Here is a 21483-nt window from a genome sequence, read left to right as displayed (position 1 = left end):
GGAGTCATTTAAATGGCATTAGCCGGCTGTCACGTGATGGCAAAACCGACCGGTTCGGTATGCAATATCGACTGTTCCTACTGCTTTTATCTGGAAAAAGAGGCGCTCTATCCCGAGCGTAATAAAAACTGGCGCATGTCGGATGAGACGCTGGAAACGTATATTCGCCAGCATATCGCGGCGCAGGCCGGGGATACAGTGACCTTTGCCTGGCAGGGCGGCGAGCCAACGATGATGGGGCTGCCTTTTTTCCGCCGCGTCGTTGAATTATGCGCCAAATACGCCCAGGGCAAGAAAATCGACCATGCCCTACAGACCAACGGCATCCTGATTGACGAAGAGTGGGCGCGCTTTTTTGCCGAGCACCGCTTTCTGATTGGCGTCTCGATTGACGGCCCCGCCCATCTGCATAACCAGTATCGCGTCAACCGCGCCGGTAAAGGCACGCATGAGAAAGTGATGGCGGCGATTGCGCTGCTGAAGGCGCACCGCGTCGAGTTCAATACGCTGACCGTCGTCGGCAAGCACAACGTGGGGCACGCCCGCGAAGTGTATGATTTCCTGCTGGCGGCGGGCTCGCGTTACATGCAGTTTATCCCGCTGGTCGAGCGCTTCAGCAGCGATGAATCTTCGCTGTTGCAGCTGGTGATGCCGGGGGAGAGCGCGGCAAAACTGGCGCCGTGGACGGTGCCGTCCTGGCAGTTTGGCGACTTCCTGAGCCAGATTTTCGACGTGTGGGTGCGTCGCGACGTCGCCGACGTGTATGTGCAGATGTTTGACGTCGCGCTGGCGGCCTGGACCGGCCAGCCGCCGGTGCTGTGCGTCCATTCCGAAACCTGCGGCCACGCTTTTGCGCTGGAGTCGAACGGCGATCTCTACAACTGCGACCACTACGTCTACCCGGAACACAAGCTGGGCAATATTCACCAGACCAGCATCACGACCCTTAACAATAGCGAGCAGGCTATCGCCTTTGGACAGGCCAAAAAAGAGAGCCTGACCGCCGACTGTCGCCGCTGTGAATTCCGTTTTGCCTGCCACGGCGGCTGTCCGAAGCACCGCTTTGCCGTATCGCCATCCGGCTATCCGGGGCACAACTATCTGTGTGCGGGCTATAAACACTTTTTCCAGCACGTAACGCCGTATATGAACGTCTGGCAGCAGCTGCTGGAACAGGGCTACCCGTTAACGGCGATGATGTCGTGGCTGGCGGAAGAAGAACGGAAGAAGCCCGTTAACCACTCCCGCAACGGCCCTTGTCCCTGCGGCAGCGGCAAAAAATATAAGAAGTGCTGCGGCGCCTGAAATAATAACGCCGCCCTTCAGGCGGCGCTATTCGGCTTAGCGTTTCTTCTCTGCGTACTGCGCAAACCACGCCAGCATCCGCTGCCAGCCGTCTTTTGCCGACTCTTCATGATAGCTGGGGCGGTAATCCGCGTTAAACGCGTGTCCCGCATCGGGATACACCACGATTTCCGCTTTGGCATTCGCCGCCCGCAGCGCATGGCGCATCGTTTCCACGGTATCAAGCGGGATGCCGGTATCTTCACCGCCGTACAGGCCGAGTACCGGCGCGCTGAGATCGACCGCCACGTCTACCGGGTGTTTCGGGCTGTTCAGCGTTTTATCCCCCACCAGACGGCCATACCAGGCGACGGCGGCCTTCAGCTGCGGATTATGCGCGGCGTACAGCCACGCAATGCGGCCGCCCCAGCAGAAGCCGGTAATCGCCAGCCGGTTGGCATCGCCGCCGTTGCGAGCGGCCCAGCTGGCGACATGGTCGAGGTCGGCCAGCACCTGCGCGTCGGGTACTTTGGTCACCAGACCGCTGAATAATGACGGAATGTCGTCATAATCGTTCGGGTCGCCCTGGCGGAAATAAAGCTCCGGCGCGACGGCCAGATAGCCCTCCAGCGCCAGCCGTCGGCAGATATCACGGATGTGCTCGTGGACGCCAAAAATCTCCTGCACTACGATGATTACCGGTAGCGGCGTATCGCTGTGCTTAGGTCGTGCGTAGTACGCGGGCAGCATATCGCCCTGTGAAGGAATGGAGGTTTCTCCCACCGTTATCGCCTCTGCGGGCGTATGAACGGCGGTAGAGGCATGAGGTGAAGCTGCAGGGGCAAATCCAGGTTGTTTGTTGGTTGTCATGGCATTCTCCGTACCCTTTAATGAACGCATAGCCGAATTACAGTGCCTCAACGCGGCGTATTTTTGTGCAGCAGGAATTAACAATAACTTGTTAATGTGATGTGAATCACTAATTGCGTGGAATTTAATGTAATATTTTTAATTCTTAGTGATGGTAATCACGAAAAAGAGTTGTGGTCTTCTATAAAGTACATTTTTGCTTCTTCTGACAAAACTGAACCACAGAGGAGTTCTTTATGTCCAAGTCTGATGTTTTTCATCTCGGTCTCACCAAAAACGACCTTCAAGGGGCCACGCTGGCTATCGTCCCTGGTGACCCGGAGCGTGTGGAAAAGATCGCCGCGCTGATGGAAAAGCCGGTCAAACTGGCATCTCACCGTGAATTTACCTCCTGGCGTGCCGAACTCGACGGCAAGCCGGTGATCGTGTGCTCAACCGGTATCGGTGGCCCATCTACTTCTATCGCCGTGGAAGAGCTGGCGCAGCTGGGGATTCGTACCTTCCTGCGCGTGGGCACCACCGGGGCGATTCAGCCGAACATTAACGTCGGCGACGTGCTGGTGACGACCGCTTCGGTCCGTCTGGACGGTGCGAGCCTGCACTTTGCGCCGATGGAATACCCGGCCGTTGCTGACTTCGCCTGTACGACCGCGCTGGTTGAAGCAGCGAAAGCGATTGGCGCGACCACCCACGTGGGCGTGACCGCCTCTTCCGACACCTTCTATCCGGGCCAGGAGCGTTACGACACCTTCTCTGGCCGCGTCGTGAAAGCCTTCAAAGGCTCGATGGAAGAGTGGCAGTCCATGGGCGTGATGAACTACGAAATGGAATCGGCAACGCTGCTGACCATGTGTTCCAGCCAGGGTCTGCGCGCCGGGATGGTCGCGGGCGTTATCGTTAACCGTACCCAGCAGGAAATTCCAAACGCAGAAACCATGAAGCAGACCGAAAGCCACGCGGTGAAAATCGTGGTGGAAGCGGCGCGCCGCCTGCTGTAATTTCCCCTCACTTTGCTAAAGGCCGACTTGTTCGGCCTTTTTCTTTTTGCGTAGACGCTCGCAGGAAACTGCTTTAAAACTGGACGTTTATACAGCACAATTCTATTTTTTGCAGATAACCGGTTTAGGCAGGGGGCATTGTGGATATTGCCGTGGTGATTTATGCGCTGGTGGCGCTGGCTGGCATTGCGATTGGCTGGCTGGCGGCGAGCTACCGCGTGGCGCAGCAGCGCGCCGAGCAGCTGGCGGAAGAGCGCGACGTGTACGGTGAGCTGAGCGCGGCGAAACAGCAGCTGGCCCAGAATGCCCACTGGCGTGAAGAGTGCGAGCTGCTCAATAACGAGCTGCGCAACCTGCGGGAGATCAACTCGTCGCTGGAGGTCGATCTCCGCGAAGTCACCACGCTGCTGGAAACCACCCGCCAGCACGGCGATGAAAAATATCGCATGATGCTCAACAGCGAGCAGCGCCTGAGCGAACAGTTTGAAAACCTCGCTAACCGTATCTTTGAACAGAGCAACCGCCGGGTTGATGAGCAGAATCGGCAGAGCCTGCATGGCCTGCTTACGCCCCTGCGCGAGCAGCTCGACGGCTTTCGCCGCCAGGTGCAGGAGAGCTTTGGGCAGGAGGCGCGCGAGCGGCATACCCTGGCGCATGAAATTCGTAACCTCCAGCAGCTGAATGCTCAGATGGCGCAGGAGGCGGTCAACCTGACCCGGGCGCTGAAGGGCGATAACAAAACCCAGGGCAACTGGGGCGAAGTGGTGCTGACCCGCGTACTGGAGGCCTCCGGGCTGCGGGAAGGGCACGAATACGAAACCCAGGTGAGCATCAATACCGAGGGCAATTCGCGCATGCAGCCCGATGTGATCGTCCGCCTGCCGCATCGTAAAGATGTGGTGGTCGATGCCAAAATGACGCTGGTAGCCTACGAGCGCTACTTTAACGCGGAAGATGATTACACCCGTGAAGCGGCGTTGCAGGAGCACATTGCGGCGGTGCGTAACCATATTCGCCTGCTGGGGCGCAAAGACTACCAGCAGCTGCCGGGCCTGCGCTCGCTGGACTACGTGCTGATGTTTATCCCCGTGGAGCCGGCGTTCCTGCTGGCGCTGGACAGGCAGCCTGAGCTGATCAGCGAAGCGCTGAAAAACAACATTATGCTGGTGAGCCCCACCACGCTGCTGGTGGCGCTGCGCACCATCGCCAACCTGTGGCGCTATGAGCATCAAAGCCGTAATGCGCAACATATTGCTGAACGCGCCAGCCGCTTATATGACAAAATGCGCCTGTTCGTGGATGACATGTCGGCCATCGGCCAGAGCCTCGACAAAGCGCAGGATAACTACCGTCAGGCGATGAAAAAGCTTACTACCGGGCGCGGTAACCTGCTGACGCAGGCCGAAGCCTTCCGCCATCTTGGCGTGGAGGTGAAGCGCGAGATTAATCCGGATTTAGTGGAACAGGCGACGGCGCAGGACGATGATTTTCGTCTGCGCGACGACACAGACGCGAATGATGACAATCCGTTAGCCGCAGATCGCCGCTAATCCGGGCGTCGGAATGGATTTCGTAACGGGGTGGAATCGTAGGGCAATTGCGCCCAATCTGTTACACTCCATGAACATTTTCTTGATAAGCAGGCATAGAGATGGTTGAGGATTCACAAGAAACGACGCACTTTGGCTTTCAGACAATCGCCAAATCACAGAAAGAAGACATGGTGGCGCATGTATTCCATTCTGTCGCCGCAAAATACGATGTGATGAATGATTTGATGTCATTCGGGATTCATCGTCTATGGAAGCGTTTTACCATTGATTGCAGCGGCGTGCGCCGTGGACAGACGGTCCTCGATCTGGCGGGCGGCACCGGCGACCTGACGGCGAAATTCTCGCGCATGGTCGGCGAAACCGGCCGCGTAGTGCTGGCGGACATTAACGACTCCATGCTGAAAATGGGGCGTGAAAAGCTGCGCAATATCGGCGTGGTGGGCAACGTGGAATACGTGCAGGCCAACGCGGAAGCGCTGCCATTCCCGGACAACACCTTTGACCTGATCACCATCTCTTTCGGCCTGCGTAACGTCACCGACAAAGATAAAGCGCTGCGCTCTATGTACCGCGTGCTGAAGCCGGGCGGGCGTCTGCTGGTGCTTGAGTTCTCTAAGCCGGTGTTCGACCCGCTGAGCAAGGCCTACGATGCCTACTCGTTCCACATCCTGCCGCGTATTGGCGAAGCGGTGGCCAATGACGCCGACAGCTATCGCTATCTGGCGGAGTCGATTCGTATGCATCCGAATCAGGACACCCTGAAAGAGATGATGCAGAACGCCGGGCTAGAAAACGTCGACTACTACAACCTGACGGCCGGGATCGTTGCGCTGCACCGCGGCTACAAATTCTGATAAACGGGGGCGCTATGCCGTTAAAACCCTTAATGACCGGCAGTATTGAAACCGCCATTAACGCGCTGCTGTGGCGCGAAAAAGCGTTGAAACCTGCCCGTCAGCGCCTTATCGGAAAAGTGCTACGCGTTGAGCTAAAAGAGTTTTCCTCACCGCTGGTGCTGGTTTTCAGCGAACGACAGGTTGACGTGCTGGGCGCGTGGGAAGGCGAGGCTGACTGCACCGTCATCACCCGCCTCAGCGTGCTGCCGCAGCTGCGCAACCGCCAGCAGCTGACCGCACTCATCCGCAATAACGACCTTGAAGTACAGGGCGATCTCCAGGTGGTGCAAAACCTGGTATCGCTGGCCGATCTCGCCGAGTTCGATCCGGCTGAGCTGCTGGCGCCGTATACCGGCGATATTGCCGCCGAAGGTGTCAGCAAACTGCTGCGCGGCGGGGCTAAATTCTTACAGCACGGCCTGGCGCGCCAGCAGCGCTATGTCGCTGAAGCCGTGACGGAAGAATGGCGTCTGGCGCCGGGCGCGCTGGAAGTGGCCTGGTTTGCGGAAGAGACGACGGCGGTGGAGCGCGAGCTTGCGGCGCTGACCAAACGGTTGGAAAAACTGGAGGGGAAATGACGCCAGGAGAATTACGGCGCCTGTACTTTATCATCCGCACCTTTTTGAGTTACGGGCTTGATGAGCTCATTCCCAAAATGCGCATCACGCTGCCGCTGCGCATGGGGCGTCGGCTGCTGTTCTGGATGCCGAACCGCCACAAGGATAAGCCGCTGGGCGAGCGTCTGCGCCTGGCGCTACAGGAGCTTGGCCCGGTATGGATTAAATTCGGGCAGATGCTGTCTACCCGCCGCGACCTTTTCCCCCCGCAGATTGCCGATCAGCTCATCATGCTGCAGGATCGCGTCGCGCCGTTTGACGGCAGGCTGGCGAAGCAGCAGATCGAAAAATCAATGGGTGATATTCCCGTCGAGAGCTGGTTTGACGATTTTGACATCGAACCGCTGGCCTCCGCGTCTATTGCCCAGGTGCACACCGCGCGGCTGAAAGAGAACGGCAAAGAGGTGGTCATCAAGGTGATTCGCCCGGATATCCTGCCGATTATCAAAGCGGATATGAAGCTGATTTACCGCCTGGCGCGCTGGGTTCCCCGCCTGTTGCCTGACGGCCGCCGTCTGCGCCCGCTAGAAGTGGTGCGCGACTATGAAAAAACGCTGATCGACGAGCTGAACCTGCTGCGCGAAGCGGCAAACGCCATTCAGCTGCGGCGTAACTTTGAAGACAGCCCGATGCTGTACGTGCCGGAGGTTTACTCCGACTACTGCCGCGTCGACATGCTGGTGATGGAGCGCATTTACGGCATTCCGGTCTCGGATGTCGAAACGCTCGAGAAGCAGAATACCAACATGAAACTGCTGGCCGAGCGCGGCGTGCAGGTGTTCTTTACCCAGGTATTCCGCGATAGCTTCTTCCATGCGGACATGCACCCGGGTAACATTTTTGTGAGCTACGAGCACCCGGAAGATCCGCAGTATATCGGTATCGACTGCGGTATCGTCGGTTCGCTGAATAAAGACGACAAGCGCTATCTGGCGGAGAACTTTATCGCCTTCTTCAACCGCGACTACCGCAAGGTGGCCGAGCTGCACGTTGATTCCGGCTGGGTGCCGCCGGATACCAACGTTGAAGAGTTTGAGTTTGCGATTCGTACCGTCTGCGAGCCTATTTTTGAAAAGCCGCTGGCGGAAATCTCCTTCGGTCACGTGCTGCTGAACCTGTTTAACACCGCCCGACGCTTCAATATGGAAGTGCAGCCACAACTTGTGTTACTGCAAAAAACATTACTTTACGTAGAAGGGGTAGGACGTCAGCTCTATCCTCAGTTAGATTTATGGAAGACGGCAAAACCGTTCCTCGAATCGTGGATTAAGGATCAGGTCGGTATTCCGGCGCTGTTCCGTGCGCTGAAGGATAAAGCGCCGTTCTGGATTGAAAAAATGCCGGAATTGCCTGAGCTGGTGTACGACAGCCTGCGTCAGAGCAAACAGGTTCAGGCCAGTCTTGAGAAGCTTTCTCAGGAGATGTCCACACACCGTACCCGTCAGGGGCAGTCGCGCTATCTCTTTGGTATAGGCGCGGTTTTACTCCTGAGCGGTACCCTATTACTGATTCAGCGCCCTGAATGGGGGCTGGCGCCCGCGTGGCTTATGGCCGGAGGGTTGGTGGTATGGCTCGCGGGGTGGCGGAAGACGCGCTGAATTATGCGTCGCTAACAGGGCGCTGCATAACGTATAATGCGCGTTGATTATTTCATCATCTATCAGAGGAACATGTATGGGTGGTATTAGTATTTGGCAGTTGCTGATTATCGTCGTTATCGTGGTTCTGCTTTTTGGGACTAAAAAGCTGAGCTCGCTGGGTTCCGATTTAGGCTCGTCCATCAAAGGCTTTAAGAAAGCCATGAGCGATGAAGACGACACCAAACCGAAAGCGGACCAGGATGCGGATTTCACTGCAAAATCAATTTCTGATAAGCAGGAAAGTGCAAAGAAAGACGAAGCGAAACGCCACGACAACGAGCAGGTGTAATTCGTGTTTGATATTGGTTTCAGTGAGCTGCTGCTGGTGTTCGTGATTGGTCTTGTTGTTCTGGGGCCAAAACGTTTGCCGGTGGCGGTGAAAACGGTGGTGGGCTGGATTCGGGCGCTGCGCTCGCTGGCCACTACAGTGCAAAACGAGCTGACGCAGGAGCTTAAACTCCAGGAGCTTCAGGACAGCCTGAAAAAAGTGGAGAAAGCGAGTCTGGATACCCTGACGCCTGAGCTAAAGGCTTCCATGGACGAACTGCGTGAAGCGGCAGAGTCGATGAAACGGTCCTACTCGATGCATGATCCTGAAAAGGCGAGCGACGAGGCCAATACCATCCATAATCCGGTGGCGAAGGACAAAGACGTTGAGCCGCCGCAGGCGGCTGAACCCCAGGCGACGCCCGCCGAAGCGCCGGTGGCTAAGCCTGCCGAAACGCCGGAAGCCGAGGTGGTGAAACCAGCAGAGAAAGAGAAAGCCTCTGCGGCCGCTGTTCCTGAATCCACCCCCGCATCGAGTGATAAATCGTAAACATGAGCGTAGAAGATACTCAACCGCTGATCGCTCATTTGATTGAGCTGCGCAAGCGCCTGCTCAACTGCATCATCGCGGTTATCGTCATTTTCCTGGCGTTGGTTTACTTCGCCAACGATATCTATCAGCTGGTCTCCGCGCCGCTGATTAAACAAATGCCGGTCGGTGCGACGATGATCGCCACCGACGTCGCGTCACCGTTTTTCACGCCGATCAAGCTGACCTTTATGGTTTCGCTGATCCTCTCCGCGCCGGTCATTCTGTACCAGGTGTGGGCGTTTGTTGCCCCCGCGCTGTATAAGCATGAACGTCGTCTGGTGGTGCCGCTGCTGGTGTCCAGCACCCTGCTGTTTTATATCGGCATGGCGTTTGCGTACTTTGTGGTGTTCCCGTTGGCCTTTGGTTTCCTGACGCATACCGCGCCGGCTGGGGTGTTGGTCTCAACGGATATTAAGAGCTACCTCGATTTCGTCATGTCGCTGTTTATTGCCTTCGGCGTGTCGTTTGAGGTGCCGGTCGCGATTGTCCTGCTCTGCTGGGTGGGGGTGACGACGCCGGACGATCTGCGTAAGAAGCGCCCGTACGTGCTGGTCGGCGCGTTTGTGGTCGGTATGCTGCTGACGCCTCCGGACGTGTTCTCACAGACGCTGCTGGCTATCCCGATGTACTGCCTGTTTGAGGTGGGGGTCTTCTTCTCCCGCTTCTACGCGGGTAAGCGACTCTCGCGTGATGAAGACGCGGAAGCGGAACAAACTGAAGAATAACCAACCGCCCGTAAGGGCGGTTGTCATATGGGGGCAAGGATGTTTGATATCGGTGTTAACCTGACCAGCTCACAGTTCGCTCGCGACCGTGATGAGGTGGTATCCCGCGCCCGCGCCGCTGGCGTACACGGCATGCTGTTGACCGGAACCAACCGCCATGAGAGCGAAGAGGCGCAGCGGCTGGCCGAGCGCTTTGAAGGCTGCTGGTCAACGGCAGGCGTGCATCCGCACGACAGCAGCAGCTGGTCGTCCGAGGTGGCCGACGCTATCTATACGCTGTTGAACAAGCCGGAAGTGGTGGCGGTGGGCGAATGCGGTCTCGACTTTAACCGCAATTTCTCGACGCCAGCCGAGCAGGAAATTGCCTTTAGCGCTCAGCTGGCGATGGCCGCCGAGCTGGGGATGCCGGTATTTCTGCACTGTCGTGATGCCCATGAACGCTTTCTCGCGCTGCTGGAGCCGTGGCTTGACCATCTACCGGGCGCGGTGCTGCACTGCTTTACCGGCACCCGTGAAGAAGCGCAGCAGTGCCTGGACCGGGGACTGATGATGGGCATTACCGGCTGGGTTTGCGACGAGCGTCGCGGGCTGGAGTTGCGTGAGCTGCTGCCGACGATCCCAGCGGACCGTCTGCTGCTGGAGACCGACGCACCGTATTTGCTGCCGCGCGATATGATGCCGAAACCGGCATCGCGTCGAAATGAACCGGCCTACGTCCGGCACATTCTGTCGCGGGTGGCCGAATGGCGCGGTGAAGACGCGCAGTGGCTGGAAGCCGTTACGGACAGTAATGCCAAACGGCTGTTTAAGATCGACTTTTAGTCAGGCTTTACGGAAATCGGTGTTTTTGACGCTCTGCTTAATTTGCTTGTTCAGCAGGTTAAGCAGCAGCATAGAGCGCGCTTCGCCGTCAGGCTCGGCAAAGATGGCCTTCAGCCCCTCGAACGCGCCTTCGGTGATCACCACGCTATCGCCGGGGTACGGCGTTTCCGGGTCGGTGATATCATCCGGCTGATAAATAGACAGCTGATGGATGACCGACGACGGTACGGTTGCCGGGCTCATCCCAAAACGGACAAAATGGCTGACGCCGCGGGTGGCGTTGATGGTGGTGGTGTGGATGACCTCAGGGTCAAACTCCACGAACAGATAGTTCGGGAACAGCGGCTCACTGACGGACGTGCGCTTACCGCGTACCATCTTTTCCAGGGTGATCATCGGCGTCAGGCAGTTTACCGCCTGTTTCTCAAGATGTTCCTGGGCACGCTGAAGTTGCCCGCGTTTGCAGTACAGTAAATACCAGGCTTGCATAATGACTCTTTCCACTCTTTAACGCGGAAGCATAACAAAAGTGCAGCCAGATCGCGATGTTGATTATTACAGCTTTAATTCACCCTAATTTAACAAAAATACAGCATCACAGGACCATTCGCCGTATACTAGGGCGCTTACCAGGAGGCCAAGAATTACCCCATGAAATACCATGACCTACGCGACTTTCTGACCATACTCGAACAGCAGGGTGAACTAAAACGTATTAGCCTCCCGGTTGATCCCCATCTGGAAATTACCGAAATTGCCGATCGCACCCTGCGTGCCGGTGGGCCAGCGCTGCTGTTTGAAAATCCGAAAGGCTATGACATGCCGGTGCTGTGCAACCTGTTCGGCACGCCCAAGCGCGTGGCAATGGGGATGGGGCAGGAGGATGTCAGCGCGCTGCGTGAAGTGGGTAAACTCTTAGCCTTCCTGAAGGAGCCGGAGCCGCCAAAAGGCTTCCGCGATCTGTTCGACAAACTGCCGCAGTTCAAGCAGGTGCTGAACATGCCGACCAAACGCCTGCGCGGCGCGCCCTGCCAGCAAAAAATTATCTCCGGTGACGATGTCGATCTCTCGCGCATTCCGGTGATGACCTGCTGGCCGGAAGACGCGGCACCGCTGATTACCTGGGGCCTGACGGTGACCCGTGGCCCGCATAAAGAGCGACAAAACCTGGGCATCTATCGCCAGCAGGTGATTGGCAAAAACAAACTGATTATGCGCTGGCTGTCGCACCGCGGCGGCGCGCTGGATTTCCAGGAGTGGTGTGCTGCGCATCCGGGCGAACGTTTCCCGGTGTCGGTCGCGCTGGGCGCTGACCCGGCGACCATTCTGGGCGCGGTGACGCCGGTGCCGGACACGCTCTCTGAGTATGCCTTCGCCGGGCTGCTGCGCGGGACGAAAACGGAAGTGGTGAAGTGCCTTTCAAACGATCTGGAAGTGCCCGCCAGCGCCGAGATTGTCCTCGAAGGCTACATTGAGCCGGGCGAGATGGCGCCGGAAGGCCCGTATGGCGATCACACCGGTTACTACAACGAAGTGGACAGCTTCCCGGTGTTTACCGTCACCCACATTACTCAACGTGAAGACGCGATTTACCACTCGACCTACACCGGGCGTCCGCCGGATGAACCGGCGGTGCTGGGCGTGGCGCTGAACGAAGTGTTTGTGCCTATCCTGCAAAAGCAGTTCCCGGAAATTGTCGATTTCTATCTGCCGCCGGAAGGGTGCTCATACCGCCTTGCCGTCGTGACGATGAAAAAACAGTATGCGGGGCACGCAAAACGCGTAATGATGGGAGTATGGTCGTTTTTACGCCAGTTTATGTACACAAAATTCGTGATTGTCTGCGATGATGACGTCAACGCACGCGACTGGAACGATGTGATATGGGCGATCACCACCCGCATGGATCCCGCGCGGGATACGGTGCTGGTAGAGAACACGCCGATCGATTATCTGGATTTCGCCTCGCCGGTTTCCGGCCTGGGGTCGAAAATGGGGCTGGACGCCACCAACAAATGGCCTGGGGAAACCCAGCGCGAATGGGGCCGTCCGATTAAGAAAGATCCCGCCGTTACGGCGCGTATTGATGAGATCTGGGACGAGCTGGCCATATTTTCTGACAATAAATGATAACCCACCCCGGAAGATTTCACGCTGTGGCCTTCGCGCCGACCGCGTGAATGAGGATGGGGAAAAAGACCCGACAGAGGGAGCGCATGACAACCTTAAGCTGTAAAGTGACCTCGGTGGATGCCATTACCGATACGGTATATCGCGTTCGTTTAGTACCTGAAGCTGCCTTCTCATTCCGTGCCGGGCAGTATCTGATGGTGGTGATGGACGAGCGCGATAAGCGCCCGTTCTCCATGGCGTCAACGCCGGATGAAAAGGCGTTTATCGAGCTGCACATCGGGGCTTCCGAGCTGAACCTGTATGCCATGGCCGTGATGGACCGCATCCTGAAAGACCGTGAAGTGGTGGTGGATATCCCGCACGGCGAGGCCTGGTTACGTGATGAAGACGATCGCCCGCTGGTGCTGATTGCCGGCGGTACGGGCTTCTCCTACGTGCGCTCCATCCTGCTGACCGCGCTGGCGCGTAACCCGAATCGCGACGTGGCGATCTACTGGGGTGGCCGTGAAGAGAAGCATCTCTACGACCTTTCCGAGCTGGAAGCGCTGTCGGTGAATCACCCGAACCTGCGGGTGGTGCCGGTCGTGGAGCAGCCGGAAGAGGAATGGCGCGGGCGTTCTGGTACCGTGCTGACGGCGGTGCTGCAGGATTACGGCACGCTGGCGGAGCACGATATTTATATTGCGGGCCGTTTCGAAATGGCAAAAATCGCGCGTGACCTGTTCTGCAATGAACGCCAGGCGCGTGAAGACCGCCTGTTTGGCGACGCGTTTGCGTTTATCTGATAGATATAAAAAACCCGCCCCTGACAGGCGGGAAGAACGGCAACTAAACTGCGTTGTGTTGTAGGCCGGATAAGACGTTTTGCGTCGCCATCCGGCATTATTTGCCGGGGGCGCTGCGCTTGCCCGGCCTACAATAGCGATATACTGCGCGCCCCGATCTCCGGGGCGCGTTTTTTATACCCGCTCGATAACCGTCGCGATCCCCTGACCTAAACCGATACACATCGTCGCCAGACCAAACTGAGCGTCTTTGCGTTCCATCAGGTTAAGCAGGGTGGTGGTGATACGCGTACCGGAGCAGCCTAACGGGTGACCCAGGGCGATTGCGCCGCCGTTGAGGTTGATCTTCTCGTCGATCTGCTCCATCAGCCCCAGATCCTTAATACACGGCAGGATCTGCGCGGCAAACGCTTCGTTCATCTCAAACAGATCGATATCACTTGTGCTCAGACCCGCTTTTTTCAACGCCAGCTTCGAGGCTGGAACCGGACCGTAGCCCATGATCGACGGATCGCAGCCGACCACCGCCATTGAGCGGATGCGCGCGCGCGGGGTTAACCCCAGCTCGCGGGCACGGCTCTCGCTCATTACCAGCATGGCGGACGCGCCGTCGGAGAGTGCGGAAGACGTACCTGCGGTCACTGTACCGGTCACCGGATCGAACGCCGGGCGCAGGGTGGATAACGCTTCAACGGTGGTTTCCGGACGGATGACTTCGTCGTAGTTAAACTGTTTCAATACGCCGTCCGCGTCGTGGCCGCCGGTTGGAATGATTTCATTCTTAAAGGCGCCGGACTGGGTCGCGGCCCAGGCGCGCGCGTGGGAGCGGGCGGCGAAGGCATCCTGCATTTCACGGCTGATGCCGTGCATACGGGAAAGCATCTCCGCCGTCAGGCCCATCATGCCCGCGGCTTTCGCCACGTTGCGGCTCATCCCCGGGTGGAAATCGACGCCGTGGCTCATCGGCACGTGGCCCATGTGCTCTACGCCGCCGACCATGCAGACCTGCGCGTCGCCGGTTATGATCATGCGCGCCGCGTCGTGCAGCGCCTGCATCGAGGAACCACACAGACGGTTAACGGTCACGGCCGGTACCGAATGCGGGATTTCCGCCAGCAGCGACGCGTTACGGGCGATATTGAAGCCTTGTTCCAGCGTTTGCTGCACGCAGCCCCAGTAAATGTCGTCGAGAGCCGCGGCTTCCAGCGCCGGGTTACGCGCCAGCAGGCTACGCATCAGGTGCGCGGAGAGATCCTCGGCGCGCACGTTGCGGAACGCGCCCCCTTTTGAGCGGCCCATCGGGGTACGAATTGCATCAACAATAACAACCTGTTCCATCGTGACTCCTTAAGCCGTTTTCAGCTCGCCAACCGGGCGGGCTGGCTCAACCGGGGGATAATACGCTTCGTTATGGCGCGCCTTGTCTCGCAGACCGGCCGGTACTTCGTACAGCGGGCCAAGGTGCTGATACTGCTGAGCCATATCGAGATACTTCGCGCTGCCAAGCGTATCCAGCCAGCGGAACGCGCCACCGTGGAACGGAGGGAAGCCCAGGCCGTAGACCAGCGCCATATCGGCTTCCGCCGGGCTGGCGATGATGCCTTCTTCCAGGCAACGCACCACTTCATTGACCATCGGGATCATCATACGAGCAATAATCTCGTCGTCGCTGAAGTCGCGCTTCGGCTGGCTAACGTCGGCCAGCAGGCCGTCCACTGCAGCATCTTCTTCTTTCTTCGGCTTGCCTTTGCTGTCTTCTTTATAGCGCCAGAAGCCCAGACCATTTTTCTGGCCGTAGCGGCTTGCTTCAAACAGCGCGTCGATAGCGTCGCGGTAATCTTTCTGCATACGCTGCGGGAAACCGGCTGCCATGACTGCCTGTGCATGGTGGGCGGTATCAATACCCACCACGTCGAGCAGATAAGCCGGACCCATCGGCCAACCGAACTGTTTCTCCATCACTTTATCAACCTTGCGGAAGTCCGCGCCGTCGCGCAGCAGCTGGCTGAAGCCAGCAAAGTACGGGAACAGCACGCGGTTGACGAAGAAACCGGGGCAGTCGTTGACCACGATCGGCGTTTTGCCCATCTTGCTCGCCCAGGCGACGACTTTGGCAATGGTGCTTTCTGAGGTTTTCTGGCCACGGATGATCTCAACCAGCGGCATACGGTGGACCGGGTTAAAGAAGTGCATGCCGCAGAAGTTTTCCGGGCGTTCCAGCGCATCGGCCAGCTCACCGATGGGAATGGTCGAGGTGTTAGAAGCTAGCACGGTATCCGGGCGCACCTTCTGCTCGGTTTCCGCCAGCACCGCTTTCTTGACCTTCGGGTTTTCCACGACGGCTTCAACAACCACGTCAACGCGATCAAAACCGGCGTAATCCAGCGTCGGCTGAATGGTGGAGATCACTCCGGCCAGCTTCAGACCGTCGATTTTGCCGCGCTCCAGCTGTTTGTTGAGCAGCTTGCTGGCTTCCGTCATTCCGAGAGTCAGCGATTTTTCACTGATATCCTTCATGATCACCGGTACGCCCTTCCAGGCGGACTGGTAAGCGATCCCGCCACCCATGATGCCCGCGCCAAGCACGGCGGCATGTTTCGGCGGTTCGGTGTTTTTGGTCAGTTTCTTTGCCTGACCTTTTACGTATTGGTCGTTGAGGAAAATACCGACCAGCGCACGGGCTTCATTAGAATGGGCCAGTGGAACAAAACTTTTGTTTTCCAGATTCAGCGCTTCTTCGCGGCCAAAGCGGGCGGCCGCTTCGATAGTTTTCACCGCCGTGATCGGCGCGGGATAGTGTTTGCCCGCGGTCTGCATCACCATGCCTTTGGCAATGGTGAAGCTCATGGTGGCCTCAATCTTGCTGAGTTTGAGCGGTTCGAGCTTCGGCTGACGTTTGGCTTTCCAGTCGAGGTCGCCGTTAATCGCCTGACGCAGAACCGCCAGCGCGCCGTCGAACAGCTTCTCCTGCTTCACCACGCCGTCGACCAGGCCGATTTTAAGCGCCTGTTCCGCGCCGACGTCTTTACCGGCGGCGATGATTTCCAGCGCGCTGTCGGCGCCCAGCAGGCGCGGCAGACGCACGGAGCCGCCAAAGCCCGGCATAATGCCCAGCTTAGTTTCCGGCAGGCCGATGCGCAGGTCCGGCGTGGCCAGACGATAATCGGTCGCCAGTACGCATTCACAGCCGCCGCCCAGCGCGTAGCCGTTAACGGCGGAAACCGTCGGCACCGGCAGGTCTTCCAGACGGTTAAACACGCTATTGGCGAAATGCAGCCACTGGCTGAACTGTTCTTCTGGCACCAGAAACAGCGAGAGGAATTCGGTGATATCCGCGCCGACAATAAAGGCCGCCTTTTCAGAGCGCAGCAGCAGCCCCTTCAGCTCTTTTTGTTTTTCGAGGACGTCGAGCGCCTGGCCGAGGCTGGCTACGGTTGCGGTATCTAACTTGTTAACTGAGCCGGGGGCATCGAACACCAGTTCGGCAATGCCATCTTCCAGCCAGTTGAGGTACAGGGTGTCGCCTTTGTAGAGCATGTCAGTCTCCTGAATCCAGCAAAGTGATCTGGTCATACCAGATAAACTCGAGTGTGTATTTTGTGTTAAATAAATGCAAATAAGACTTTAAATATTTGCTGGTCGGATCACGTCCGGGGGAAATCACGCAGGATCAATGAGGTGTGCTACTATGCGGGGACTAAAGGGCAATAAATTCAGAAGGGTAAATAATGGAATCACTGGCCGCACTTTATAAAAATCATATTGTTACCTTACAAGAGCGGGCGCGTGACGCTCTCGAGCGCTTTAAGCTTGATGCGCTGCTTATCCACTCTGGCGAGCTGATGAATGTTTTTCTGGATGACCATGCGTACCCGTTTAAGGTCAACCCGCAGTTTAAAGCGTGGGTGCCGGTGACTCAGGTACCTAACTGCTGGCTGCTGGTGGACGGCGTTAACAAACCCAAGCTGTGGTTCTACCTGCCGGTAGACTACTGGCATAACGTCGAACCGCTGCCGACCTCGTTCTGGACAGAAGATGTTGAGGTTATCGCGTTGCCGAAAGCGGACGGCATCGGCAGCCTGCTGCCTGCTGCGCGCGGCAATATCGGCTATATTGGTCCGGTTCCGGAGCGTGCGCTGGGCCTTGGCATCGCGGCGAACAACATCAACCCGAAAGGGGTGATTGATTACCTGCACTACTATCGCTCATATAAAACCGATTACGAGCTGGCGTGCATGCGCGAAGCGCAGAAGATGGCGGTCAATGGCCACCGCGCGGCGGAAGAAGCGTTCCGTTCCGGCATGAGCGAGTTCGACATCAACCTGGCATACCTGACGGCGACCGGCCACCGCGATACCGACGTACCGTACGGCAACATCGTGGCGCTGAACGAACACGCGGCCGTGCTGCACTACACTAAGCTGGATCACCGCGCGCCGTCGGAAATGCGCAGCTTCCTGCTGGACGCGGGCGCGGAATACAACGGCTATGCCGCTGACCTGACCCGCACCTGGTCTGCCAACAGCGATAACGACTATGCGCAGCTGGTGAAAGACGTGAACGCCGAGCAGCTGGCGCTGATTGCCACCATGAAGGCGGGAACCAGCTATGTGGATTACCACATCCAGTTCCATCAGCGCATTGCCAAACTGCTGCGTAAGCACCAGATCGTCACCGACATGAGCGAAGAGGCAATGGTCGAAAATGACCTGACCGGGCCGTTTATGCCGCACGGTATTGGTCACCCGCTGGGGCTGCAGGTGCATGATGTCGCCGGCTTTATGCAGGACGATAACGGTACGCACCTGGCGGCGCCGTCTAAATACCCGTACCTGCGCTGCACGCGCGTGCTGGAGCCGCGCATGGTGTTGACCATCGAACCGGGTATCTACTTCATTGAGTCGCTGCTTGCGCCGTGGCGCGAAGGCCAGTTCAGCAAGCACTTCAACTGGCAGAAAATTGATGCGCTGAAGCCGTTTGGCGGTATTCGTATTGAAGATAACGTGGTGATCCACGAGAACAACATCGAAAATATGACGCGCGACCTGAAACTGGCGTAATGGAAAGCTGGCGAATACCGGCGGAGGCGGTCACCTTCGTTGAAGAGATCAAGAAAAGCCGTTTTATCACCCTGTTGGCCCATACCGACGGGGTGGAGGCGGCCAAAGCGTTCGTCGAGTCGGTTCGCGCTGAACACCCGGATGCCCGCCACCACTGCGTGGCGTGGGTCGCGGGCAGGCCGGACGACTCGCAGCAGCTGGGTTTCTCTGATGACGGTGAACCGGCGGGCACGGCCGGTAAGCCGATGCTGGCTCAGTTGATGGGCAGCGGCATCGGTGAAATTACCGCCGTAGTGGTTCGCTACTACGGCGGTATCTTATTGGGCACCGGTGGGTTGGTAAAAGCCTACGGCGGCGGGGTACAGCAGGCGCTGAATCTGCTGGCGACAGAGATCAAGACGCCGCTAACCGAATATACTCTGTTATGTGAATACGGACAGCTGGCGGGCGTCGAGGCGCTGGTGGGGCAATATGCGGGGCAGATTGTCGACAGCGACTATCAGGCCTCGGTACAGCTTCGGGTGGCGCTTCCGCAGGCAAAAGTGGCTGATTTTTCCGCAAAGCTGGCGGATTTTAGCCGTGGTTCATTGCATTTGTTAGCGATTGACGAATAATCCCCCTCCTGACTTTATTGATTATCAAAGGACGCGCCGGACATGCAGTTTCGTGCCATTACTCGAATTGTTGGACTTCTGGTCATCTTATTCTCGGGGACAATGATCCTGCCGGGATTAGTGGCTTTGATTTACCGCGATGGCGCCGGGCGCGCATTTACCCAAACCTTTTTTGTCGCACTGGCGATTGGTTCCCTGCTGTGGTGGCCGAACCGGCGTGAAAAACGCGAGCTAAAATCCCGTGAAGGGTTCCTGATTGTCGTCCTGTTCTGGACGGTGCTGGGCAGCGTGGGTGCGCTGCCGTTTATCTTCTCCGAGCAGCCAAATCTGACGGTGACCGACGCATTCTTTGAATCGTTCTCGGGCTTAACCACCACCGGGGCCACCACGCTGGTGGGGCTGGATTCATTACCTCACGCAATACTCTTCTATCGGCAAATGCTGCAATGGTTTGGCGGTATGGGGATCATCGTGCTGGCGGTGGCGATTCTGCCTATCCTCGGCGTCGGTGGCATGCAGCTCTATCGAGCAGAAATGCCCGGGCCGCTGAAAGACAACAAGATGCGCCCGCGTATTGCCGAAACGGCGAAAACCCTATGGCTTATCTATGTCCTGCTGACGGTGGCCTGCGCGCTGGCGCTGTGGTTTGCCGGGATGCCAGCCTTTGACGCCATTGGCCACAGTTTTGCGACTATCGCTATCGGCGGCTTCTCTACGCATGATGCCAGCGTGGGCTTCTTTGATAGCCCGACGATTAACACCATTATTGCTATCTTTCTGTTGATCTCTGGCTGTAACTACGGTCTGCACTTTTCTTTATTAAGCGGACGAAGCCTGAAGGTGTACTGGCGCGATCCCGAGTTCCGCATGTTTATCGGCGTGCAGCTGACGCTGGTGGTGATCTGTACGCTGGTGCTGTGGTTCCATGATATCTACGCCTCGGCGGTGACGACGCTGAATCAGGCCTTCTTCCAGGTGGTGTCGATGGCGACCACCGCCGGCTTTACGACCGACAGTATTGCGCGCTGGCCGCTGTTCCTGCCGGTGCTTCTTTTATGCTCCGCCTTCATCGGCGGCTGTGCCGGTTCAACCGGCGGTGGCCTGAAGGTGATTCGTATTCTGCTGTTGTTTAAGCAGGGGAACCGCGAACTGAAGCGCCTCGTCCACCCTAATGCGGTTTACAGCATTAAGCTCGGCAACCGTGCGCTGCCGGAACGTATTCTTGAGGCCGTATGGGGATTCTTCTCTGCCTACGCGCTGGTCTTCATTATTAGCATGCTGGCGATCATCGCCACCGGCGTGGACGACTTCTCGGCGTTTGCTTCCGTGGTGGCGACGCTCAATAACCTGGGGCCAGGGCTGGGCGTGGTGGCGGATAACTTCGCCAGCATGAACCCGGTGGCGAAGTGGATCCTGATCGCGAACATGCTGTTCGGTCGTCTGGAAGTCTTTACGCTGCTGGTGCTGTTTACCCCAACATTCTGGCGCGAATAACAGGAGTCAGCGTTGAAAACATTAATGCTCTTTTCTACCCGTGATGGGCAGACGCGTGAAATTGCCGCCTACCTTTGTTCGCAGCTCAGCGAGCTGGACGTTGAGACGGCGATGGTGGATTTGAATCGCACCGATGACGTGGACTGGACCCAGTACGATCGCGTGATCGTTGGCGCGTCTATCCGCTATGGGCATTTCCATCCCGCGCTTGACCGCTTCGTGAAAAAACATACGGCGGCGCTGCAGGCCATCCCGAGCGCGTTCTTTTCGGTCAACCTGGTGGCACGCAAGCCGGAGAAGCGTTCTCCACAGACCAACAGCTATACGCGTAAGTTTCTGCTGCGTTCACCGTGGCAGCCGGATGCCTGCGCGGTCTTCGCCGGCGCACTGCGTTATCCACGCTACGGCTGGTTTGATCGCTTTATGATTCGTCTCATTATGAAGATGACCGGCGGGGAAACGGATACCAGTAAAGAAGTGGTTTATACCGATTGGGGGCAGGTGGCCGATTTCGCCAAAGAAATCGCGCAACTTTCGCGCAAATAGGGCGCGAATACGGCGTATTGCCTGGAAAATGAGCGAACGAAAAGTTTTTTTATATTTATGCTTGCGGGTTCTCAATTTCTCCCTATAATGCGGCCCCACTGAGACGGACAACGGCAAACAAGCCGCCGGTTCAGAGAGGTTCTTTTGAGAATCTCGACGGAGAAAAGCGAAATTAAACGCTTGACTCTGAAAGAGGAAAACGTATTATACGGGACCTCGCAACGGTGAGCGAAAGCCGCGTTGCACTGCTCTTTAACAATTTATCAGACAATCTGTGTGGGCACTCGAAGATACGGATTCTTAACGTCGCAAGACGAAAAATGAATACCAAGTCTCTGAGTGAACACGTAATTCATTACGAAGTTTAATTCTCGATCATCAAACTTAAATTGAAGAGTTTGATCATGGCTCAGATTGAACGCTGGCGGCAGGACTAACACATGCAAGTCGAACGGTAGCACAGAGAGCTTGCTCTTTGGTGACGAGTGGCGGACGGGTGAGTAATGTCTGGGAAACTGCCCGATGGAGGGGGATAACTACTGGAAACGGTAGCTAATACCGCATAACGTCGCAAGACCAAAGTGGGG

20 protein-coding genes and 1 rRNA gene are annotated in these 21483 nt (G+C 57.2%); 17 read left to right on the top strand and 4 right to left on the bottom strand.

All coding sequences use genetic code 11. The features are described from left to right. Positions 1-12: 12 nt before the first annotated feature. Complete coding sequence (locus ACK5JN_RS01305; RefSeq protein WP_416868493.1) at positions 13-1305, top strand: anaerobic sulfatase maturase; 1293 nt, start codon at positions 13-15, stop codon at positions 1303-1305. Between the two features lie 36 nt (positions 1306-1341). Here ACK5JN_RS01305 and ACK5JN_RS01300 read toward each other — a convergent pair whose 3' ends face one another. Continuing rightward, positions 1342-2154, bottom strand: a complete 813-nt coding sequence (locus tag ACK5JN_RS01300; protein ID WP_416868492.1) for a dienelactone hydrolase family protein — start codon at positions 2152-2154, stop codon at positions 1342-1344. A gap of 236 nt (positions 2155-2390) precedes the next feature. On the opposite strand from ACK5JN_RS01300, the gene udp reads away from it, so the two are divergent. From udp to tatD, 9 genes are all read left to right on the top strand, one after another. Further along, positions 2391-3152 carry a uridine phosphorylase gene (gene udp, locus ACK5JN_RS01295; RefSeq protein WP_416868491.1) on the top strand — a complete coding sequence of 254 codons (762 nt, stop codon included), beginning with the start codon at positions 2391-2393 and terminating at the stop codon, positions 3150-3152. A gap of 140 nt (positions 3153-3292) precedes the next feature. Continuing rightward, positions 3293-4702: a DNA recombination protein RmuC gene (gene rmuC, locus ACK5JN_RS01290; protein WP_416868490.1), complete on the top strand. Its 1410-nt coding sequence runs from the start codon at positions 3293-3295 to the stop codon at positions 4700-4702. A 101-nt stretch (positions 4703-4803) separates the two neighbouring features. After that, entirely contained in the window at positions 4804-5559 is a 756-nt protein-coding gene (gene ubiE / locus ACK5JN_RS01285; RefSeq protein WP_416868489.1) for a bifunctional demethylmenaquinone methyltransferase/2-methoxy-6-polyprenyl-1,4-benzoquinol methylase UbiE, read from the top strand. 14 nt (positions 5560-5573) lie between these two features. Beyond that, positions 5574-6179 carry a ubiquinone biosynthesis protein UbiJ gene (gene ubiJ / locus ACK5JN_RS01280; protein ID WP_416868488.1) on the top strand — a complete coding sequence of 202 codons (606 nt, stop codon included), beginning with the start codon at positions 5574-5576 and terminating at the stop codon, positions 6177-6179. Then, entirely contained in the window at positions 6176-7816 is a 1641-nt protein-coding gene (gene ubiB, locus ACK5JN_RS01275; protein ID WP_416868487.1) for a ubiquinone biosynthesis regulatory protein kinase UbiB, read from the top strand. Before ubiJ ends, ubiB begins: the two co-directional genes overlap by 4 nt. A gap of 76 nt (positions 7817-7892) precedes the next feature. Beyond that, on the top strand, positions 7893-8147 hold the full coding sequence (gene tatA / locus ACK5JN_RS01270; protein ID WP_416868486.1) for a Sec-independent protein translocase subunit TatA: 255 nt from the start codon (positions 7893-7895) through the stop codon (positions 8145-8147). 3 nt (positions 8148-8150) lie between these two features. Next, a complete protein-coding gene (gene tatB, locus ACK5JN_RS01265) occupies positions 8151-8675 on the top strand; it encodes a Sec-independent protein translocase protein TatB (RefSeq protein ID WP_416868485.1) in 525 nt (174 codons plus the stop codon). Between the two features lie 2 nt (positions 8676-8677). Then, positions 8678-9442 (top strand): Sec-independent protein translocase subunit TatC, encoded by a 765-nt coding sequence (gene tatC, locus ACK5JN_RS01260; RefSeq protein ID WP_416868484.1) that lies wholly within the window; start codon positions 8678-8680, stop codon positions 9440-9442. Positions 9443-9469: 27 nt separating this feature from the next. Next, positions 9470-10264 (top strand): 3'-5' ssDNA/RNA exonuclease TatD, encoded by a 795-nt coding sequence (gene tatD, locus ACK5JN_RS01255; protein ID WP_416868483.1) that lies wholly within the window; start codon positions 9470-9472, stop codon positions 10262-10264. Here tatD and rfaH read toward each other — a convergent pair whose 3' ends face one another. Next, positions 10265-10753, bottom strand: coding sequence for a transcription/translation regulatory transformer protein RfaH (gene rfaH, locus ACK5JN_RS01250; protein WP_416868482.1), 489 nt, complete (start codon positions 10751-10753; stop codon positions 10265-10267). 162 nt (positions 10754-10915) lie between these two features. Here rfaH and ubiD point away from each other — a divergent pair, with 162 nt between their 5' ends. Both ubiD and fre read left to right on the top strand, forming a co-directional pair. Further along, positions 10916-12394 carry a 4-hydroxy-3-polyprenylbenzoate decarboxylase gene (gene ubiD, locus ACK5JN_RS01245; RefSeq protein WP_416868481.1) on the top strand — a complete coding sequence of 493 codons (1479 nt, stop codon included), beginning with the start codon at positions 10916-10918 and terminating at the stop codon, positions 12392-12394. 86 nt (positions 12395-12480) lie between these two features. After that, complete coding sequence (gene fre / locus ACK5JN_RS01240) at positions 12481-13182, top strand: NAD(P)H-flavin reductase (RefSeq protein WP_064546498.1); 702 nt, start codon at positions 12481-12483, stop codon at positions 13180-13182. 174 nt (positions 13183-13356) lie between these two features. Here fre and fadA read toward each other — a convergent pair whose 3' ends face one another. Both fadA and fadB read right to left on the bottom strand, forming a co-directional pair. Further along, positions 13357-14520 (bottom strand): acetyl-CoA C-acyltransferase FadA, encoded by a 1164-nt coding sequence (fadA, locus tag ACK5JN_RS01235; protein ID WP_416868480.1) that lies wholly within the window; start codon positions 14518-14520, stop codon positions 13357-13359. A gap of 9 nt (positions 14521-14529) precedes the next feature. Next, positions 14530-16719: a fatty acid oxidation complex subunit alpha FadB gene (gene fadB / locus ACK5JN_RS01230; RefSeq protein WP_416868479.1), complete on the bottom strand. Its 2190-nt coding sequence runs from the start codon at positions 16717-16719 to the stop codon at positions 14530-14532. Positions 16720-16910: 191 nt separating this feature from the next. On the opposite strand from fadB, the gene pepQ reads away from it, so the two are divergent. The 5 genes from pepQ to ACK5JN_RS01205 all read left to right on the top strand — a co-directional run. Further along, the gene (gene pepQ / locus ACK5JN_RS01225; RefSeq protein WP_416868478.1) at positions 16911-18242 is read left to right on the top strand and encodes a Xaa-Pro dipeptidase; all 1332 of its coding nucleotides are present in this window, start codon (positions 16911-16913) and stop codon (positions 18240-18242) included. Then, complete coding sequence (locus ACK5JN_RS01220; protein WP_416868477.1) at positions 18242-18856, top strand: IMPACT family protein; 615 nt, start codon at positions 18242-18244, stop codon at positions 18854-18856. Before pepQ ends, ACK5JN_RS01220 begins: the two co-directional genes overlap by 1 nt. A 42-nt stretch (positions 18857-18898) precedes the next feature. Then, complete coding sequence (gene trkH, locus ACK5JN_RS01215; protein WP_416868476.1) at positions 18899-20350, top strand: Trk system potassium transporter TrkH; 1452 nt, start codon at positions 18899-18901, stop codon at positions 20348-20350. Between the two features lie 12 nt (positions 20351-20362). After that, entirely contained in the window at positions 20363-20896 is a 534-nt protein-coding gene (gene hemG, locus ACK5JN_RS01210; RefSeq protein ID WP_416868475.1) for a menaquinone-dependent protoporphyrinogen IX dehydrogenase, read from the top strand. Positions 20897-21282: 386 nt separating this feature from the next. Then, positions 21283-21483: ribosomal RNA gene (locus ACK5JN_RS01205) — 16S ribosomal RNA — on the top strand; the annotation flags it as partial.

The organism is Kluyvera sp. (assembly GCF_047971185.1).
Classification (GTDB): Bacteria; Pseudomonadota; Gammaproteobacteria; order Enterobacterales; family Enterobacteriaceae; genus Kluyvera.
The sequence above is the reverse complement of the archived record's forward strand: the minus strand, read 5'-3'. Positions and strand labels throughout refer to the sequence as shown.

Excerpts from the sequence above, each read along its gene's own strand:
- udp (WP_416868491.1), top strand. The coding sequence starts at position 2,391 with ATGTCCAAGTCTGATGTTTTTCATCTCGGTCTCACCAAAAACGACCTT.
- ubiE (WP_416868489.1), top strand. The coding sequence starts at position 4,804 with ATGGTTGAGGATTCACAAGAAACGACGCACTTTGGCTTTCAGACAATC.
- tatA (WP_416868486.1), top strand. The coding sequence starts at position 7,893 with ATGGGTGGTATTAGTATTTGGCAGTTGCTGATTATCGTCGTTATCGTG.
- ACK5JN_RS01220 (WP_416868477.1), top strand. The coding sequence starts at position 18,242 with ATGGAAAGCTGGCGAATACCGGCGGAGGCGGTCACCTTCGTTGAAGAG.
- rfaH (WP_416868482.1), bottom strand. The coding sequence starts at position 10,753 with ATGCAAGCCTGGTATTTACTGTACTGCAAACGCGGGCAACTTCAGCGT.
- ubiJ (WP_416868488.1), top strand. The coding sequence starts at position 5,574 with ATGCCGTTAAAACCCTTAATGACCGGCAGTATTGAAACCGCCATTAAC.
- fre (WP_064546498.1), top strand. The coding sequence starts at position 12,481 with ATGACAACCTTAAGCTGTAAAGTGACCTCGGTGGATGCCATTACCGAT.
- trkH (WP_416868476.1), top strand. The coding sequence starts at position 18,899 with ATGCAGTTTCGTGCCATTACTCGAATTGTTGGACTTCTGGTCATCTTA.
- fadB (WP_416868479.1), bottom strand. The coding sequence starts at position 16,719 with ATGCTCTACAAAGGCGACACCCTGTACCTCAACTGGCTGGAAGATGGC.
- pepQ (WP_416868478.1), top strand. The coding sequence starts at position 16,911 with ATGGAATCACTGGCCGCACTTTATAAAAATCATATTGTTACCTTACAA.
- ACK5JN_RS01300 (WP_416868492.1), bottom strand. The coding sequence starts at position 2,154 with ATGACAACCAACAAACAACCTGGATTTGCCCCTGCAGCTTCACCTCAT.
- fadA (WP_416868480.1), bottom strand. The coding sequence starts at position 14,520 with ATGGAACAGGTTGTTATTGTTGATGCAATTCGTACCCCGATGGGCCGC.
- tatC (WP_416868484.1), top strand. The coding sequence starts at position 8,678 with ATGAGCGTAGAAGATACTCAACCGCTGATCGCTCATTTGATTGAGCTG.
- ubiB (WP_416868487.1), top strand. The coding sequence starts at position 6,176 with ATGACGCCAGGAGAATTACGGCGCCTGTACTTTATCATCCGCACCTTT.
- ACK5JN_RS01305 (WP_416868493.1), top strand. The coding sequence starts at position 13 with ATGGCATTAGCCGGCTGTCACGTGATGGCAAAACCGACCGGTTCGGTA.
- tatD (WP_416868483.1), top strand. The coding sequence starts at position 9,470 with ATGGGGGCAAGGATGTTTGATATCGGTGTTAACCTGACCAGCTCACAG.
- ubiD (WP_416868481.1), top strand. The coding sequence starts at position 10,916 with ATGAAATACCATGACCTACGCGACTTTCTGACCATACTCGAACAGCAG.